8 protein-coding genes are annotated in these 17,408 nt (G+C 69.1%); all 8 read left to right on the top strand.

Annotated features, from left to right (window positions below; all coding sequences use genetic code 11):
- Nucleotides 1-81: 81 nt before the first annotated feature.
- Nucleotides 82-6,243, top strand: a complete 6,162-nt coding sequence (locus tag IEX49_RS02085; RefSeq protein ID WP_229672088.1) for an Ig-like domain-containing protein — start codon at nt 82-84, stop codon at nt 6,241-6,243.
- Nucleotides 6,244-6,336: 93 nt separating this feature from the next.
- Entirely contained in the window at nt 6,337-7,413 is a 1,077-nt protein-coding gene (locus tag IEX49_RS02080; protein ID WP_188803684.1) for an AAA family ATPase, read from the top strand.
- A gap of 16 nt (nt 7,414-7,429) precedes the next feature.
- A complete protein-coding gene (locus IEX49_RS02075) occupies nt 7,430-8,866 on the top strand; it encodes a DUF58 domain-containing protein (RefSeq protein ID WP_229672087.1) in 1,437 nt (478 codons plus the stop codon).
- Between the two features lie 23 nt (nt 8,867-8,889).
- Entirely contained in the window at nt 8,890-11,424 is a 2,535-nt protein-coding gene (locus IEX49_RS02070) for a transglutaminase domain-containing protein (RefSeq protein WP_188803682.1), read from the top strand.
- An 8-nt stretch (nt 11,425-11,432) separates the two neighbouring features.
- Complete coding sequence (locus tag IEX49_RS02065; RefSeq protein WP_188803680.1) at nt 11,433-12,749, top strand: RDD family protein; 1,317 nt, start codon at nt 11,433-11,435, stop codon at nt 12,747-12,749.
- Nucleotides 12,746-13,645, top strand: coding sequence for a PP2C family protein-serine/threonine phosphatase (locus IEX49_RS02060; protein ID WP_188803679.1), 900 nt, complete (start codon nt 12,746-12,748; stop codon nt 13,643-13,645). The genes IEX49_RS02065 and IEX49_RS02060 overlap by 4 nt, the downstream gene beginning before the upstream one ends.
- Before the next feature lie 2 nt (nt 13,646-13,647).
- On the top strand, nt 13,648-15,678 hold the full coding sequence (locus IEX49_RS02055) for an FHA domain-containing protein (RefSeq protein WP_188803677.1): 2,031 nt from the start codon (nt 13,648-13,650) through the stop codon (nt 15,676-15,678).
- Entirely contained in the window at nt 15,675-17,360 is a 1,686-nt protein-coding gene (locus tag IEX49_RS02050) for a serine/threonine protein kinase (RefSeq protein WP_188803675.1), read from the top strand. Before IEX49_RS02055 ends, IEX49_RS02050 begins: the two co-directional genes overlap by 4 nt.
- The last annotated feature ends 48 nt before the right edge of the window (nt 17,361-17,408 follow it).

Genomic DNA, 17,408 nt, shown 5'->3' with positions numbered 1-17,408 from the left:
TTGGCGCGCAGGAGGGCCCGTGATTTCACCATCGGGGGATTAGACGTGGGGACAGGTTTCGGCGCCGGGCGCCAAGGTGCTTTGAAGGCGACCGCATTCGTCGGCGTCTCTGCGGTGGCCGTGACCGGCGCGATCCTCTACCCGGGATTCCAGACCGCGGACGTCGATCTCAACGACGGCGGCGTGTGGGTGGTCAACACGGCGGAGAACAAGGTCGCCCACCTCAACTACCAGTCGCAGACCCTCGACGGCGGCGTGGCCACCACCATGACCGAGTTCGACCTGGCGCAGCATGCGGACCAGGTCTACCTCCGGGACCTCGAGATGGGCGCGGCCACGACCGTGGACCCGGCCGCCTTCGTCCTCTCCGACGAGACGATGCTCCCGGCCAACTCCTCCTTCTCCTACGGCGAGAACATCGTGGCCGTCTCGGACACGGATCAGGGCCGGGTCTACGCTGCCACCACCCAGACCCTCGGGTCCATCGCCTCCGAATCGGCCGAACCCTTCTATGAAGCCGAGGGCAGGGTGCTCTCGGCCGTGGGCCGCGATGACACGGTCTGGGTGGCCGATCTGGACGCCAACCTCATCAAGGGCTTCCGCCCATTGACCGACGAGGAGCTGCGCGAGCAGTCCGAGTCCTCGACCGAGGCCGTCGGGGACGGCGAGACCGCCGAGGACGCAGCGGATGAGTCCGGCACCCCCGAGGACGACGACGGCGCGGACGGCGACCCGGCCGGGTTCCGGGAGGTCTCCTCCACCGAGATCGACGGGCTCGCCGGGATGGCCGAGCCCCAGATCTCGGCCGTCGGGGAGACGGGCGTCGTCTTCGATGCGTCCTCCGGCACCCTGGTGACCTCCGAGGGCGAGGCCGCCACCGTCGTCGACCCCGCCGGGGGAAAGCTCCAAGCGCCGGGACCGGAGGCGGCCGGGGCCGTCGTCGCGCTCGCCAACAAGACCGCGACCGTTCCGCTGGGTGGCGGGGAGCCGCAGTACACCACCGTGGAGGCCACTGGTAGCCCGATCCAACCGGTGCGCGTGGGGACCTGCACGCACGCGGCCTGGCAGGGTTCCGGCCTGTACCAGCGTGACTGCGACGATGATTCCCAGGACACTACTGAGCAGATCCCCGAGATGCCGGCCGAGGCCCAGATGGTGTTCCGGGTCAACCGGGACGTGGTGGTGCTCAACGACATCTCGCAGGGCAACACCTGGCTCGTGGCGGACGGCATGAAGATCGTCAACAACTGGGCGGACCTGGAACCGCCGAAGGGTGAGGGCGAGCAGGAGGAAGAGGAGTCGGACGAGATCACCGACTCCATCGAACTGCCGGACCGCCAGGAGGAGAACCAGAAACCGGTCGCCGAGGACGACACCTTCGGCGTCCGCGCCGGGCGCACGACCGCGCTGCCGGTGCTGTTCAATGACGTGGACCCGGACGGTGACCTGCTGACCGCGGAACTGGCCGGGGACCAACCCGAGACGGGCACCCTGCAGGAGATCTACGACGGCACGGGATTCCAGATGGTGGTCCCCGAGGACGCGAGCGGATCATCCTCCTTCACCTACACCGCGGACGACGGGCGTGGGGGAACCGACCAGGCCCAGGCCACCGTGCGCGTGGTCCCGGAGGACGAGAACAGCAAGCCCGTCCAGGAGCGTGTGACCACCCTGCGGGTCCAGGCCGGCACCGAGGTCTCGCAGAACATCCTGACGGACTGGAAGGACCCGGACGGGGATGACCTTCAGTTGATGGGGGCCGTCTCCGAGGACGGCGACGTGGTCCGGGTGCGCCCGGACGGCGTGCTGACCTTCGAGGACGTCGGCAAGACCGACGGCACCAAGGAACTGGAGATCACCGTCTCCGATCGCCGCGAGTCGGAGACCGGCCGCGTGGTCATCGAGGTGCTGCCCAAGGGCGCGGCCCCGCCGATCACCGCCACGGACCACGTGACCGTCAACGTGGGGGAGGAGGCCACCTTCTCGCCCCTGGAGAACGACTTCGACCCGACCGGCACCGAGCTGCGCCTGGCCCATGTGGACCCGATCTCCGGTGCGGACGTGGACATGAACAGTGACACGGGCACCGTGTCCTTCCGCTCGGACCAGGAGAAGACCTTCTACCTGAAGTACGTCGCCACCAACGGGCCGGCCTCCGCCCCGGGGCTGATCCGGGTGGACGTGAGGGACCCGGACAAGAACACCGGTGCGCCGGTGGCCGTGCGTGACGTGGCGTTGCTGCCCGCCAACGGCGAGGTGCTGGTCAACATCCTCGGCAACGACTCCGATCCCGAGGGCGGCGTGCTGGTGGCCCAGCAGGTGGACGTGCCGGAGGATGCCCCCTTCAACGTGTCCGTGGAGCGCAACGCCGTCCTGCGCGTCACCGACCAGCAGGGACTCACCGAGCCGGTGACGTTCACCTATACCGTCACGAACGGCACGGCCGCCTCGAAGGGCGAGGTCACCGTCATCCCGATCCCGGCCCCCGAGTCCATGGAGCCGCCGCGGCCCAACCCGGACACCGCCGTGGTGCGGGCCGGAGACGTGGTCACCGTGCCGGTCCTGGACAATGACGTCCATCCCAACGGCGCCGAACTCACCCTCGAGCCCGAGCTGGCCGAGGGCGTCGACGAGGCAGACGGCCTGGTGTCCGTCTCGGACAACAAGATCCGGTTCCGCGCCGGCGAGGAGGCCAAGACGGTCTCCGCCGTCTACACCGTCTCCGGACCGGACGGACAGCAGGCCTCGGCCCGGGTGACGTTCCACATCAACGCGCTGGACCTGGAGAACAACTCACCGCCGTCCCCGGAGACGGTGGAGGGCCGCGTGTTCTCCGGCGAGACCGTGGCCATCCCGATCCCGCTGGACGGGATCGACCCGGACGGGGACTCGGTGTCCCTGGTGCAGCTGGAGAATCCCCCCACCAAGGGGTCCGCGAAGGTCACAGCCAACTCGATCGAGTACACGGCCACGGCCGGCTCCACCGGAACGGACGTGTTCACCTACGTGGTCGAGGACCGCCTCGGGGCCCGCTCCACCGGGACGATCATGGTCGGCATCGCCCCCGTGGCGCAGGAGAACACTCCTCCTGTGGCGGTCAACGATTCGATCAAGGTGCGCCCGGACCGGCCGGTGGCCGTGGACGTGTTGTCCAATGACACGGACGCGGACGGTGACGAGTTGAAGTTCGTGGACGCACTGGAGGCCACCGAGGGCTCGGACGCCGCCCTGGTGGACGGCCGGATCCTGCTGACCTCACCGCCCGAGGCCGGCTTCACGTCAGTCCGCTACACGATCACGGACGGCCGTGGTGGTCAGGACACCGGAACGCTGACGGTCGAGTCGGACCCGAACGCGCCGTTGCGTGCGCCGATCGCCCGGGACGACCGGGTCTCCTTCCGCGAGACCGTGGACCAGGACCAGGTCACGGTGGACATCCTCAAGAACGATGAGGACCCGGATGGCACCCCGGACGACCTGGTGGTGGACCTGCCCGAGAACCCGGAGGGCGTGACCCTCACGGAGGACAACCAGCTGGTGGTCCCCGTGCAATCCAACCCGCAGGTGATCACCTACCGGCTCACGGATGCCGATGACCTGTCCGCCTACGCCTTCGTGATCGTTCCCGGAGCCGGTGAGGCCCGCCCGACGCTGCGCTCGGACGCGCCGATCGAGGTGACGGCCGGAGAGGAACTGCCTCTGAACCTGGACGATCTCGTAGTGGTCCGGGACGGCAAGTCGCCGCGGCTCACCGAGGAGTCCAAGGTGTCCTCGACGCCGGAGTCCGAGGGTGGCCTGGTCCGCTCCGCCACCGACCTGGTCTTCACCGCACCCGCGGACTTCACCGGTGCCGCCTCCGTGACCTTCGAGGTGACGGACGGCTCCGGACCGGATGATGCCGAGGGCCTGAAGGCGGTCCTGACCCAGCCGGTCCGCGTGCTGCCGCGTCCGGATGAGAACATCCCTCCGCTGTTCCAGTCCAACACCATGGAGGTTGCCGCCGGTGGCGATCCGGCGAGTCTCGACCTGGCCCAGGCCGCGTCCGATCCGGACCCGGACGATGCCGAGAACCTCACCTTCGCGCTGGGCGAGTCGTCCATCGAGGGCGTGGACGTCAACCTCGACGGATCCGTGCTCACCGCCAGCGCTGGGGCCGATACCCCGAAGGGAACCCGCGGCACCGTCCAGGTGACCGTGACGGACGGCAAGTCCGATCCCGTGCCGGCGCAGGTGACCCTCACGGTCAACGCCTCGGACCGCCCGCTGACGGTGGCGAATCCGGACACCGTGCCGGACGCCCACCAGGGCCGGGCTGAGACCGTTCCCGTCCTCGCGAACGACGTGAATCCGTTCGAGGGGGAGGGTGACTTGACGATCATCAGCACGGAGGGAGATCCCTCCCAGGGCTCGGCAGTGGTGTCCGGCGACAACGTGGTGGTCACCCCGGCCGACGACCTCGTGGGCCAGATGACCGTGCAGTACACCGTGCAGGACATGACGGAGGACCCGGACCGTCAGGTCCAGGGCACCATCACGCTGAACGTGAAGGGCGTCCCCGAGGCTCCCAGCGTGCCCCGGGTGGATTCCGTGGGCGACTCTGAGGTGGTGTTGACGTGGGACGCCCCGGCCAACAACGGAGCAGCCATTACCGGCTACACCGTGACCGCGGACGGCGTGAACCAAGAGTGCGCGGCCACCACGTGCACCATCTCCGGGCTGACGAACAACCAGGAGTACACCTTCACTGTGACCGCCACGAACGAGGTCGGCGAGTCGGATCCCTCCGTGGCCTCCGCTCCGGCCCGTCCGGACGTGGAGCCGGAGCAACCGGCCACGCCGAAGGGCACCGATGGGGACCAGAAGATCGATCTGACGTGGACCGCCCCGGTTAATCGTGGTTCGCCCATCACCTCCTACACGGTGGAGATCTCCCCGGCGCCGGCCAACGGCGTGACGCAGAAGTCGGTCTCCGGCACCTCCACCACGTGGGAGGGTCTGACGAACGGCACGGCCTACCAGTTCCGGATCCAAGCGGTGAACGACGCAGACCGGCCCAGCGAGTTCTCCGGCTGGTCGTCCTCGATCACCCCGGCCGGGGTGCCCATGCAGCCTTTGGCACCCTCGGCCTCCCGTGCCGAGTCCGCCGTCAACGGTGGTGTGGCCAACGTGCGGTGGAGCGCGCCCAACAACAACGGCGCGTCCATCTCGAAGTACCACCTGCACGTCTACGAGGGCGGCACGCTGGTCAGGACGCTCAAAGACATCTCTGGTACCTCGCAGCAGGTCACCGATCTGAAGACCACCTCGGCCTACTCCTTCGCCGTGGAGGCCGAGAACAGGGTCGGGGCGTCCGAAGCCTCGCCGCGTTCCACCGCGGTCACCCCCTACGGCCGGCCGAAGTCCCCGTCCACACCCACGATCGATGCGACCGGCAAGAACAACACCATCAAGGTCGACTTCAGCGCCGGCTCCGCCAATGGTTCGCCGATCACCGGGTACCAATACCAGGTGAGTGGCGGTGGCTGGAATTCCCTCAGCGGGCCCGGCAGCACCATCAACGTGGGCAGCAACGGCAAGAACGTGACCGTCAAAGTGCGGGCTCTCAACGCCGCCGGCGCGGGCGACGCCTCGAGCGCCTCCAACCAGGAGAGCGCCTACGGGCCGGTCAGGAACGCCTCGAACATCAAGGCCACCGGTGGGGAGAAGAAGGTCAACTTCAGCTGGGGTTCCAACGCCTCGGCCTACGCGAACGGGCGCCCGGTCACCGTCACGGTGTCCATCTCCGGCTCGGGCGGTACCCCCAACGACGGTTCCCAGAGCGTGAACACCGGGTACTCGGAGAAGCGCACCATCACCGTGACCGCCACCCCGACCGAGGGTAGGGCCGAGTCCTGGTCGGCCAGCGCGACCTCAGACGCGGCCCCGCCGCCACCGCCGAATCCCTCTGCGACTGTGCGTCGAGGTGCCCCGGTCAGCAATGACGAATGCAATATCAGCTGCTACAAGCTGAACGTAGAGCTGAAGGACATCAATCCGGCGACGTACACCGTGCATTGCTGGTCAGACCAGGGCGGCGATCACCGTTTCGGTACGTACGACCATACGATCACGGTTGGATCGAGTCGGACCGCGCGGCAGGACGTTGGTTGTTATCACGGGAGGGTATCCGGAGTAAAGGTATGGGCGAGGGTATACCACAATGGAAACCACGTTGTTGATTCCGGGCGAATCAATGCCTGGTGACACAGCGCCCGGCAAACATCTGACCCTCAGTATCTAATCCGCCCCTGTTATACGTCTCCAGCCTCCACCGCACCACGAAAGCGAGCAACACCCATGACCATGACCACCGAACAGGCCGAGTGGTTCGCCGGGACGTTCGAGAAGATCTCGGACAACATCGGCCAGGCCATCCTGGGCAAGGAAGACGTCATCTCGCTGGTCCTCACGGCCATGCTCACGGATGGCCACGTCCTGCTCGAGGATGCACCGGGCACCGGCAAGACCATGCTCGCCCGCTCGCTGGCCGCCACGGTCAAGGGGACCCACTCCCGCATCCAGTTCACGCCGGACCTGCTGCCCTCGGACGTCACGGGCGTGACGATCTACGACCAGAAGTCCCAGGAGTTCGAGTTCCACCAGGGGCCGATCTTCGCGAACATCGTGCTGGCCGATGAGATCAACCGCGCCTCGCCGAAGACGCAGTCGGCCCTCCTGGAGGTCATGGAGGAGGCGCGGGTGACCGTGGACGGCGTCACCTACACCAACGAGCGCCCCTTCATGGTCATCGCCACCCAGAACCCCATCGAGCAGGCCGGTACCTACAAGCTCCCCGAGGCCCAACTGGACCGCTTCCTGATCAAGACCTCGATCGGCTACCCGGACCGCCAGTCCACCGTGGAGCTGCTCTCCGGCGCCGCCACGAAGGACCGCTCCGGTGCCCTGGCCCCGATCATCACCACCCAGGCCATCCGGGACATGACCGAGCTGGCCACCACGGTGCACGTGGACGGGGCCGTACTGAACTACATCGCCGAGTTGACCGAGGAGACCCGCCTGGCGGACGAGACCCGGCTGGGCGTCTCCGTGCGTGGGGCCATGGCCATGGTGCGTGCGGCCAAGGTGCGTGCCGCCTCCTACGGCCGCAACTACGTGCTGCCGGACGACGTCAAGGACCTCGCCCCGCACGTATGGACCCACCGGCTCGTGCTGGACCCGGAGGCCGAGTTCGCCGGGGCCACGCCCCAGGCCGTTCTGACGCACGTTCTGGCCACCGTCGGCGCCCCGCAGCACCGGTCCGAGGCCCCCGCGCCGGCCGCCGCCATGGCGTCCGGTCCGGCTGCCGGTTCTGCCGCCGACGAGGCGAACGGGGACACCGTGTACCGCGGTGGTTCGTCCGCCACGGGTGCTTGAGGGGCCCCCGCACCACATGAGCACGCAGTCATCACCCGAAACGCGACGTTCGCGTCGAAGCCAGACAAGCCCTGCAGAGCAGGGCAGTCCAGCAGCCCGGCGCTCCGCCACGGCCCCAAGCCGCCGCGGATCGGCACCCACGGCCATCCCGCGGCAGAAGGGCCCCTCGAAGTCCTCCGAACGGGCCAGCAAGGCGGCGGTCCAGCTGCAGGACCGCTGGCGGCGCCTGCGGGAGACGACGGCGGTCACCACCGAGCCGGCCCGCGAGGCCGCGACCGGGTGGTGGGGCAAGAATGTCCAGCCGGTCCTGGAGGTCATCTCCCCGTTGGGCTGGCTCGTGCTGGTCATCACCGTCGGGTCCTGGATCGTCGGACTCGTCTTCGGCTGGGCCGAGGCCATCGTGGCCGGGCTGGTCGGCGTGTTCCTGCTGCTGCTCGCCATCGGGTTCATCCTGGGCCGGTCCTCGTACAAGGTGGATCTGGACCTGGCGCGGTCCCGCGTGGCCGTGGGTGACCGTGCCGTGGGCGCCATCGAGGTGACCAACACGGCGGACAGGGCCTTGATGCCGGCCGCCATGGAACTGCCCGTGGGGCGGGCCACGGCTGTCTTCCAGCTGCCGCGTATGCGCCCGGGTGCCGTGCACGAGGACCTCTTCACCATCCCCACGCATCGCCGCGCGGTCATCACGGTCGGTCCCGTGCGCTCCGTGCGCCAGGATCCGCTGGCCCTGCTGCGCCGCCAGTTGAAGTGGACCGAGCCGGAGGAACTGTATGTCCACCCGAGGACGGTGGCACTGCAGGGCTCCTCGGCCGGGTTCATCCGCGATCTCGAAGGCTTGCCCACCCGTGATCTGTCCAGTGCTGATGTCTCCTTCCACGCGCTGCGTGACTATGTCCCCGGGGATGATCGCCGCCACATCCACTGGAAGACGGTGGCCCGCACCAACAAGCTCATGGTGCGCCAGTTCGAGGAGACCCGGCGCGCACACCTGGCCATCGCCCTGTCCACGAGTACGTCTGAGTACGCCACGGAGAACGATTTCGAGCTCGCGATCTCGGTCGCGTCCTCCATCGGGCTCGAGGCCTTCAAGGAGCAGCGCAACCTGTCCATCCGCACCCATGCCGGCCCGGTCCACACGGAGACGGGGCGCAACATGCTGGATGACATGACCCGGATCGAGGGCAAGCCCCTGCGCAAGACCAGTGTGGACGTGGCCCGGGAGACCGCTGACCACGTTCCCAATGCCTCCGTGTTCTTCCTCATCACCGGGGACCAGCCGACCGCCGGAGACCTCCGCAAGGCCACCAACCACGTGCCGCCGGGCGTGCGTGCGTTCGCCATCCGCTGCGCCCACGGCCTGGAGACCCAGCGCGCCAACATCGGTGACCTCACCGTGGTCTCGATCGGCGACCTGCAGGACCTCGGGCTGGCCCTGCGCAAGGCGGCGGCATGATGGCCCGCGGCACGAGGAAGTCCATGCCCACCCTGCCGAAGCAGCCCCGGCAGAAGGGGGTCAGGTTCGGCTGCTCCTGGGCCCAGATCGCGATCGACGCTGCGGTGCTGATCGTGCTGCTCGGCCTCGGCCTGCTGGGCTTCCAGGACACCTTCGCCGGAGACTGGCACTACCTGGTGGCCGGATTCGGCGGCATCGCGCTGGGCCTCGGCGTCGCCCTGGCCAGCGCCTACCTGCGCTGGAATGTCTGGATGACCGCCGGTGTGGCCGTCCTCGGCTACCTCGTCTTCGGGTTCGCGCTGGCAGCCCCCTCTGAGGCCGCCGCCGGTTTCCTTCCGAGCCTGGATGCCCTCCTCGTGTTGGTGACCGGGCCGGTCACCGCCTGGAAGGACATCCTCACCGTGGCGGCCCCGGTCGGCGTCAATGGCGGCATGCTCGTGGCCCCCTACCTGTCCGGGATGCTCACGGCACTCGTGGCCGGGCTCCTGGCCTGGCGGGTCCGTCTGCCCTACTGGACCGTCATCCCCGTGCTGGTGATGACCGTCGTCGGGATCATGTTCGGCACCAAGGACGCGCCCATGGCCGTGGTGCGCGGCATGCTGCTGATCATGGGCGCCGTCGCCTGGCTCGCCTGGCGTCACCACCGGATGCGCGTGCAGGGCACCCAGACCGGCGCTGACGCGGCAGGCACAACCGATACCACAACTGTGTCCAACCCGGCGACCGCACGCAAGATGGTCTGGCGCCGCGTCGGCATGGGAGCCGCCGTGCTCGCCGTCGCCGGTCTGCTGACCGCCTCCGCCTCACCGCTGCTGCTGCAGGACCAGGACCGCAAGGTGCTGCGCGACGTCGTCGATCCGCCGATCGAGCTGTTCGACTACCCGAGCCCGCTGATGAAGTTCCGCCAGTACGTCAAGGACCAGCACGAGGAGGTCCTGTTCACGGTCGAGGGCCTGCCGGAGGGGCAGCGGGTCCGCCTGGCCGCGCTGGATGCCTATGACGGCATGGTCTACAACGTGAACCCGCAGTCCGGAGGCAACTTCTCGCCAGTCGGAGATGCCTCCCGGCTCTCGGGCACCGCCGAGACCGAGATCCCGAACCGGGCCACCGGCACCCTGGACATCAGCATCGAGGCCTACAACGGGGTCTGGCTGCCCGGCGGCGGCAAGCTCAACGGCGCCGTGCTGCAGGGACCGCGGGCGGACCAGCTCTCGACATCGCTCTACTACAACGACGGCAATGAGACCGCCCTGTCCACCATCCCGCTGCAGGAGGGCGACTCCTACACCGCGGACGTGGTCTTCCCGGTGCAGGTGGCGTCCGAGGATCTCGAGGGGCAGGACTTCGGCGAGATCGTCATGCCGGAGCTCACCGGGGTGCCGCAGGTCGTCCCGGAGAAGGCGGCTGAACTGACGGGCAACCAGGACCAGCCCTTCGGCATCGTCAGCGGCCTGGCGTCCACCCTCCACGAGTCCGGCGCCTTCTCCAACGGCCGTGAGGGCGAGGTCACCTCCCTCTCCGGTCACTATGCCGGCCGCATCACCCAGTTGCTGGACGCCGAGCAGTGGATCGGTGATGACGAGCAGTATGCCGTGGGCATGGCCCTGATGGCCCGGTCCCTGGACATCCCGGCCCGTGTGGTCATGGGCTTCTATCCGGAGAGCTATCCGGCGGACGGTGGCGCGATCCAGATCAAGGGCAAGGATGTCCACGCCTGGGTAGAGGTCAACTTCGCGAACGTCGGCTGGATCGCCCTGGACCCGACCCCGGACAAGGACAACGTTCCCACGCCGCCGCAGCAGGAGCCCAAGTCCACGCCCAAGCCGCAGGTGCTCCAGCCCCCGCCGCCGCCGCAGGAGCAGGCCGACCTGCCCCCGGACACGGCACCGGAGCCCCAGGACGCCGAGCAGGAGGAACGGTCCTGGTGGGACCAGTGGGGCCACATCGTCATGATCGTGGTCTATTCGCTGATCCCGCTGCTGATCCTGATGATCCCGTTGCTGATCATCGCGATCCTCAAGGGCCGCCGCCGCAAGAGGCGGCGTGAGGCGCAGACTCCCGCCGAGCAGGTCTCGGGCGGCTGGTCCGAGGTGTTGAGCCTCGCCACGGACCTCGGCTCCGAACCCCAGCGTTCCGGCACCCGGCGGGAGCACGCCACGGAGCTGGCCGGGACCTTCCCGACGGCGGCCGCAGGCACCACGCTGCTGGCCCGCCGCGCGGACCAGGCCGTCTTCGGCCCGGGGGAACCGAACGAGGCCCAGGTCGCCGACTACTGGGCGCGGGTCGACGAGAACATCGCCGGCATGCGTGGCTCGGTGAGCGGCTGGCAGCGGTTCCGGGCGAAGTACACGCCGCGTTCGCTCATGCTCGAGGCCCGGGCTCGCCGCCGGCAGCGACGTCAGCTGAAGAAACAGCAGCGCCAGGCGGATCGTGCCCGGATGGCCGAAAGGCGCGGAGGCGACCGGATCGCCGAACTCCAGGCCCGTACCGCCCGGCGTGGCGGCCGGAGCCGAGCAGTCCGTACAGTGGACCAGCAAGCTAGCGAGAAACAGGAATAAGGTACCCCGTGCAGAAAACCCTGAACCTGGTCAACGCACCGGCCGGCAAGCGCTTGGCGGCCTGGGTGATCGACCAGATCATTCCGGCGCTGGCCGTGGGCATCGCCACCGGTGCCACGTTCCCCGCGGTGCTGGATTCCGCCGGCGTGGCCCAACAGGAGGCATTGGCCACCTTCACCATGGCACTGCTCATCGCCTCGGTGGTGTCCTTGGCCTACACGGTGTGGCTGTGGGGTTGGCAGGCGTCCGCGGGCAAGACTCCCGGGAACCTGGTTCTGGGTCTGCGCGTCACCTCCGAGGAGGGCACTCCCGCCGGTTGGGGCCCGATCTTCCTGCGTTGGGTCATCATCTCCGTCAGCGGTGTCGTCCCGGTGATCGGCCCCATCCTGATGCTGCTGTCCAATATCTGGGACACCAACCACCAGCGCCAGGGCTGGCATGACAAGGTGGCCCGCACGCTCGTGGTGGACGTCAACACCGGCCGCAACCCGCTGACCAGCGGTGGCCTCTATGGCCCGTCCACCTTCGCGCCAGGCGCCCTGCAGCCCGGGGATCCCGGTCATCCGGAGACCGGTGTGTCCGTGCCGCCGGCCTCCCGCTGGCCGGCGTTCAACCCTGCCGTCGCCGCCGGGCCCATCACCTCCGTGCCCGGTGCGGGTCACGCCGCCGTCCCCGGGGCACCCCAGCCGGGCGCACCGCAGCAGCCGGCCCAGCCGCCGTCGGGCTCCATGCCCGGACCCGCGACCGGCGCACCCGCAGCCCGGCCGGCGCCCGCCGTCCAGCCGGCGCCCAACGCGCCGACCGCCGCCGGAGCACCAGCCCCGGCGCCCGCGGGGGCTCCAGCCCCGGCCACGTCCGGTGCGGGGCAGTCCTCCGCGGGCTACAACGAGAATCAAGTCGTCCTGGTCGGGGGCGCTGCCGAGACGGCAAACCCGGGTGACCCGGACCAGGAGATGGGATCCACCCAGTTGCGCAGCCAGGTGAGCGCGGGACCCGCTGCCGTCAGGCTCCGGTTCGACGACGGCCAGAGCCACGAACTCGCCGGCTCGGCCCTGGTGGGCCGCAACCCGGCTGCCGCCGCGGGGGAGACCGTCGACCTGCTCATCCCATTCGCTGACATGGGCCGTTCCGTGTCCAAGACGCACCTGCACTTGACCGTCGACTCGACCGGCGTGTGGGTGACCGACCGCAATTCCACCAACGGCTCGGGCGTGACCCCGCGCGGGGGCGAACGTCAGCGCCTCGATCCGGGTCAGCCCGTCTTGGCGGCGGTCGGGGCCACGGTGCATTTTGGTGACCGTTCCTTCACGGTGTCGGCTGCATGACCTTGGATGCCAGTGTGGACGTGCCCCAAAGACCTTTCCGCCTGAACTACGGCTTCGGTTCCCATCGGGGCCTGCGGCGGCAACTGAACGAGGACTCGCTGGTGGTGACCGGCAACCTCTTCGCCGTTGCCGATGGCATGGGCGGCCACGAGGCCGGCGAGGTCGCCAGCCGGATCTGCGTGGAGACGCTGGCCGCGGGGGTCAAGGAGGTCCGCAACGATCTCACCGCTGACGAGCTGCAGCAGCTCATGGTCACGGCAGACCAGGCCATTCGCCGGGTCGGGGGATCCCGTGCGGGGACCACGCTGGCCGGGGTGGCCATCGTCCGGGAACTGCAGGGGCTGTACTGGATGGTCTTCAACGTGGGGGACTCCCGCACCTACCGGCTCTCCGAGGGCGAGTTCGAGCAGGTCAGCGTGGACCACTCGGAGGTCCAGGAGATGGTGGACGGGGGGTACCTGACGGATGAGGAGGCCCGGCACCACCCGCGCCGGCATGTCATCACCCGGGCCCTGGGCACCGGTGAGGCGTCCGAGTCCGACTTCTGGATGCTCTCCGTCCATGACGGCGACCGGCTCATGGTCTGCTCGGACGGACTGACCTCAGAGGTCCCGGACGAGGAGATCCGCCGCGAACTGGCAGAGAACCACTCACCGCAGGATGCCGTGGACTCGTTGATCCGGCGGGCCCTGGACGGTGGCGGCCGGGACAACATCACGGTGATCGTGGTGGATGTGGAGGACACTGAGGCTGAGAGCGATCGCGGGTCCACATCGCCGCGGCCCGGCGAGGGAGACGAGCAACAGACCACTCGTCCCCGGTTCGACGGGGGCAGCGGCGGACGGATGATCAACGGGGAACGCGTGTTCGGCATGGATGAGGGTGAAGGGCAATGACGATGAGCCAGACGGCGAAGGTCCGCTACAGCGCGGGCCCATGGTTGGGCCTCGTGCGCGGACGGTGCCTGGTGGCGCTGCCCGCAGACGCCAGCGAGGAGACCGCCGCCGTGGCCTGGGACCTGCTCGCCGGGACGCCCGGTGTCGAACGGCTGCTGGCCACCGTGTTGTCCGGCCGCCTGGACCTGACGGGATTGCCCTCCTTCGCCATCGTGTCCTTCCGTGACGGCACCACGCTGCACGCCATCCTGCGGGGTGACGTGGCCCTGCGGATGAACTGCACCGACGGAAGCCACACCGAACTGATCGGTACCGGCGTGGCCACCTGGAATGAGCGGGTCGTCCACGGCGTCGAGTCCTTCGAGCTGCTCGTGGACGACGCCGTCGCCGACGTGGAGAACCTGCCCCTGGAGTCTGGGGCTGTGCGGCTGGCCTCCGTGCGCGCGGATCTGGTGCTGCGGTCCGAGTCGAGTTCGGACGAGGCAGAAGCGGAAGCGGAGGCAGATAAGCCAGGCGAGGCCGATGAGGCGGTCGCTGACGATCACGCCGTGCCTGCCGTCGGCCGGGCCGACGACGCCGAGGAGTCCTCGACCGACGCCGTCGAGGACGAGGAGACGTCCGGGATGGACGAGGACGTGGACGCCGATGCCAGCCCCGCGCCGGCTGAGGACATCGACGACGACGCAGCAACGTTCGAGGTCGACGCCGCGACATCCGACGTTGAGGGCGGGGAGTCAGCGGACGAAGACCGTGATGCCGACGATGCCGACGAAGCCGGCCCCGAGAACGAGTCGGAACCAGAGCTCGAACCGGACATCAACGCCACGATTGCGCCGGGCCCCCGCTCGGAGCTGTCCGATGCCGAACCCGAGCAGGCTACGGCTACCACGGGTGAGACCACCCGGGTTCAGCCGAGCACGGAGACGACTGACGCCGAGGACCCGGACGAGAACGCTGATGAGAGCGGCGATGTGAACGGCGAGAAGGAGCAGACCTACGACGGGGCCGGCACGGGCACCGACGAGGTCGATGACCGGACCATCGCCGGGCCCCCTGCCTCGCCGAGCGCAGTGGAGGCCGCGAGCGAAGGGCAGTCTCGGCCGAGCGGCGCCGTTCCCGGCCCCCAGGAGCTGATCGACTCGGTGCCGTGGCTGGCCGCAGCCCGCAGGACCGTCCCAGCACAGCCTCCGGAGCCGGCGGCCAGTGAGATGGTCGAGGTCCCGGCTGATCTGGGGATGACGGTTGCCCCGGAGCAGTCGCCGGACGACCACTCGGACGACCACCCGCACGACCATCCGGAGTCCCGTTCCGATGCCGCCGTCGGAACCCGGACCAACGCGCAGGATGCGGATGACGCTGACACGGTCATGTCACCGTCTGCTCCTGGCCTGACGCCCATCCCGGCACCCATCCCGGCCCCACCTGCACCCCCGGCCGGGCCGGCGTCGGGCCCTGCGGGGACCGCGGCCATGGAGGAGGACCATGACGGTGAGACCGTGATGAAGTCGGACCTCGATCTCCAGGATCTACCGCCCAACGCGCCCGCCCCCGCTCCGGTCCCGCCGCCGGCGACGGGACCGGTGGTCTTGGCCCGCCAGTGCTCCCAGGGCCACGCCAACCCGCCGACCAGCGCCACCTGTGGCATCTGCGGCCAGTCCCTCTCGGGGGAGGCGCAACAGCTGCGCCGTCCGTCCCTGGGCCGCATCCGCATGTCCACGGGGGAGGTCGTGGAGCTGGACCGTCCCGCCGTGATCGGGCGCCAGCCGCAGGCCCACCGGGTCGGCTCCGGCACCATGCCGCGCATGCTCCAGGTCCGCAGCCCCAACGGTGACATCTCCCGCTCGCATTGCGAGGTGGTGCTGGAGGGGTGGCATGTGCAGTTGCGGGACCTCAAGGCCACGAACGGCACGGTGCTGATCCGCGAGGGGCAGGCGCCGCGGCGGCTGGGTCAGGGCGAGTCCCTCATGGTGCTGGACGGTGACATCGCCGATCTGGGCGATGGCGTCTCGCTGCGCTTCGAGGGACTGCTGTGAGCGGTAAACGGCCACCGGCCCCGCCGCCGCACATCGATGGGTTCCGGTACGTCAGCCTGCTGGGCTCCGGCGGCTTCTCAGACGTCTACCTCTACGAGCAGGACCGGCCTCGCCGCAAGGTGGCCGTCAAGGTGCTGCTCTCCGGCCTCAAGACCGAACGGGCGCGCAAGTCCTTCGAATCCGAGGCCAACCTCATGGCCCAGCTGTCCTCGCACCCGTACATCGTCACGATCTACGAGGCGGACATCACCGAGGACGGCCACTCCTACCTGGCCATGGAGTACTGCTCCCGGCCCTCCCTGGACCTGCGCTACCGCCGCTCCCGGTTGGGCGTGGACGAGGTCCTGGCCGTCGGGATCCAGGTGTCCTCCGCCGTGGAGTCCGCGCACCGGGCCGGCATCGTGCACCGGGACATCAAGCCGGCCAACATCCTCACCACGGACTACAACCGCCCCGCCCTGACAGACTTCGGCATCTCCGGCACCACGGACATGCTCGACGACGATGCCGGCATGTCCATCCCGTGGTCCGCGCCGGAGGCCTTCACCGGGGGGAGCCCGGACGGGTTCGCCATGGACGTGTGGTCCCTCGGCGCCACGCTCTACACCCTGCTCGCCGGGCGGTCCCCGTTCGTGCGGCCGGGAGCGGACAACTCGCAGAAGGAATTGATCTCCAGGATCGCCAAGGCACCGCTGCCGCCCTTGAACCGGGCGGACATGCCGGCCTCGCTGGAGTTGGTGCTGTCCACGGCGATGGCCAAGAACCCCGGCTCCCGCTTCCCTTCGGCGCACTCGTTCGCGCTGGCGCTGCAACGGGTCCAGACCGAGTTGGGCCTGTCTGTCACGCCATTCGAGGTCATGGACGAGTCGGGGTCGCTGGAAGCGGAGGACGACGAGGTCGAGGAGGGCGGGGACGCCACCCGCGTGCGGCAGATCGTCTCGATCGATCCTGATCGCGGTTCCACGAACACGTCCCGCCACTTCCCGCCGATGCCCCCTCCCTCCGCGCCGGGACGCCCGCACGAGCACGTGGACGACGCCACGGTCATGCGGCCTGCCCGGGGAACCGCGGCGGCCGGTCCGACCCCGGACGACGACCCCACCATCATGGGCGGGCGCGTCGGTGGCGGCCTGGCAGGATCTCGGGCGCCGTCACGCCCGGCGAGGTCCTATCCCGACGCCGGCGGGGAGTGGGAGCCCGACGGCACCACCGCGCGGCGCGTGGAGGAACAACCGGCGGGTTCGCCGTTCGCCGCCTGGATGGGCGAGAACAAGATCGGCATCATCGCCTCACTGGTGGTGCTGGTGCTGGGCATCGTGGGTGCCGTCTGGCTGGCTAACAGCATGGCAGTCCAGCCACGGGAGGACCCGGACCCCGCCTTCATCAGTGAGTCACCCGGGCTGCCGCTGCCGGAACCTGAAGATCCCGTGGTGGCCGCCGAGAACGTGACGGCCACGGTGGACGGAACGGATGCCGTGTTCACCTGGGAGAACCCGGATCCGAAGGAGGGGGACACCTACATGTGGAGGACGTCCACGGCCACGGGCCAGGGGCGGATCACCACTGCGGACGAGGCCACGGCCACCACCCCCGTGCTGGAGGAGGACCGGACGTGCATCGAGGTCGTGGTGATCCGGTCCAACGGCAAACAGTCAGATCCGACCGTGGGTTGTCTGAATTAGACCCTGTCTCAATACGGGCTCGCACAGGATTCACGGGCATCATGGGAC

The organism is Citricoccus zhacaiensis (assembly GCF_014645315.1).
In the GTDB taxonomy this organism is placed as follows: domain Bacteria; phylum Actinomycetota; class Actinomycetes; order Actinomycetales; family Micrococcaceae; genus Citricoccus; species Citricoccus zhacaiensis.
Note: the sequence above shows the minus strand (reverse complement) of the source record. Positions and strands in the feature narration are given on the sequence as shown.

Bases quoted from the DNA above. Each gene is read 5' to 3' on its own strand.
- IEX49_RS02055 (WP_188803677.1), top strand. From the start codon at position 13,648: ATGAGCCAGACGGCGAAGGTCCGCTACAGCGCGGGCCCATGGTTGGGC.
- IEX49_RS02060 (WP_188803679.1), top strand. From the start codon at position 12,746: ATGACCTTGGATGCCAGTGTGGACGTGCCCCAAAGACCTTTCCGCCTG.
- IEX49_RS02080 (WP_188803684.1), top strand. From the start codon at position 6,337: ATGACCATGACCACCGAACAGGCCGAGTGGTTCGCCGGGACGTTCGAG.
- IEX49_RS02075 (WP_229672087.1), top strand. From the start codon at position 7,430: ATGAGCACGCAGTCATCACCCGAAACGCGACGTTCGCGTCGAAGCCAG.
- IEX49_RS02070 (WP_188803682.1), top strand. From the start codon at position 8,890: ATGCCCACCCTGCCGAAGCAGCCCCGGCAGAAGGGGGTCAGGTTCGGC.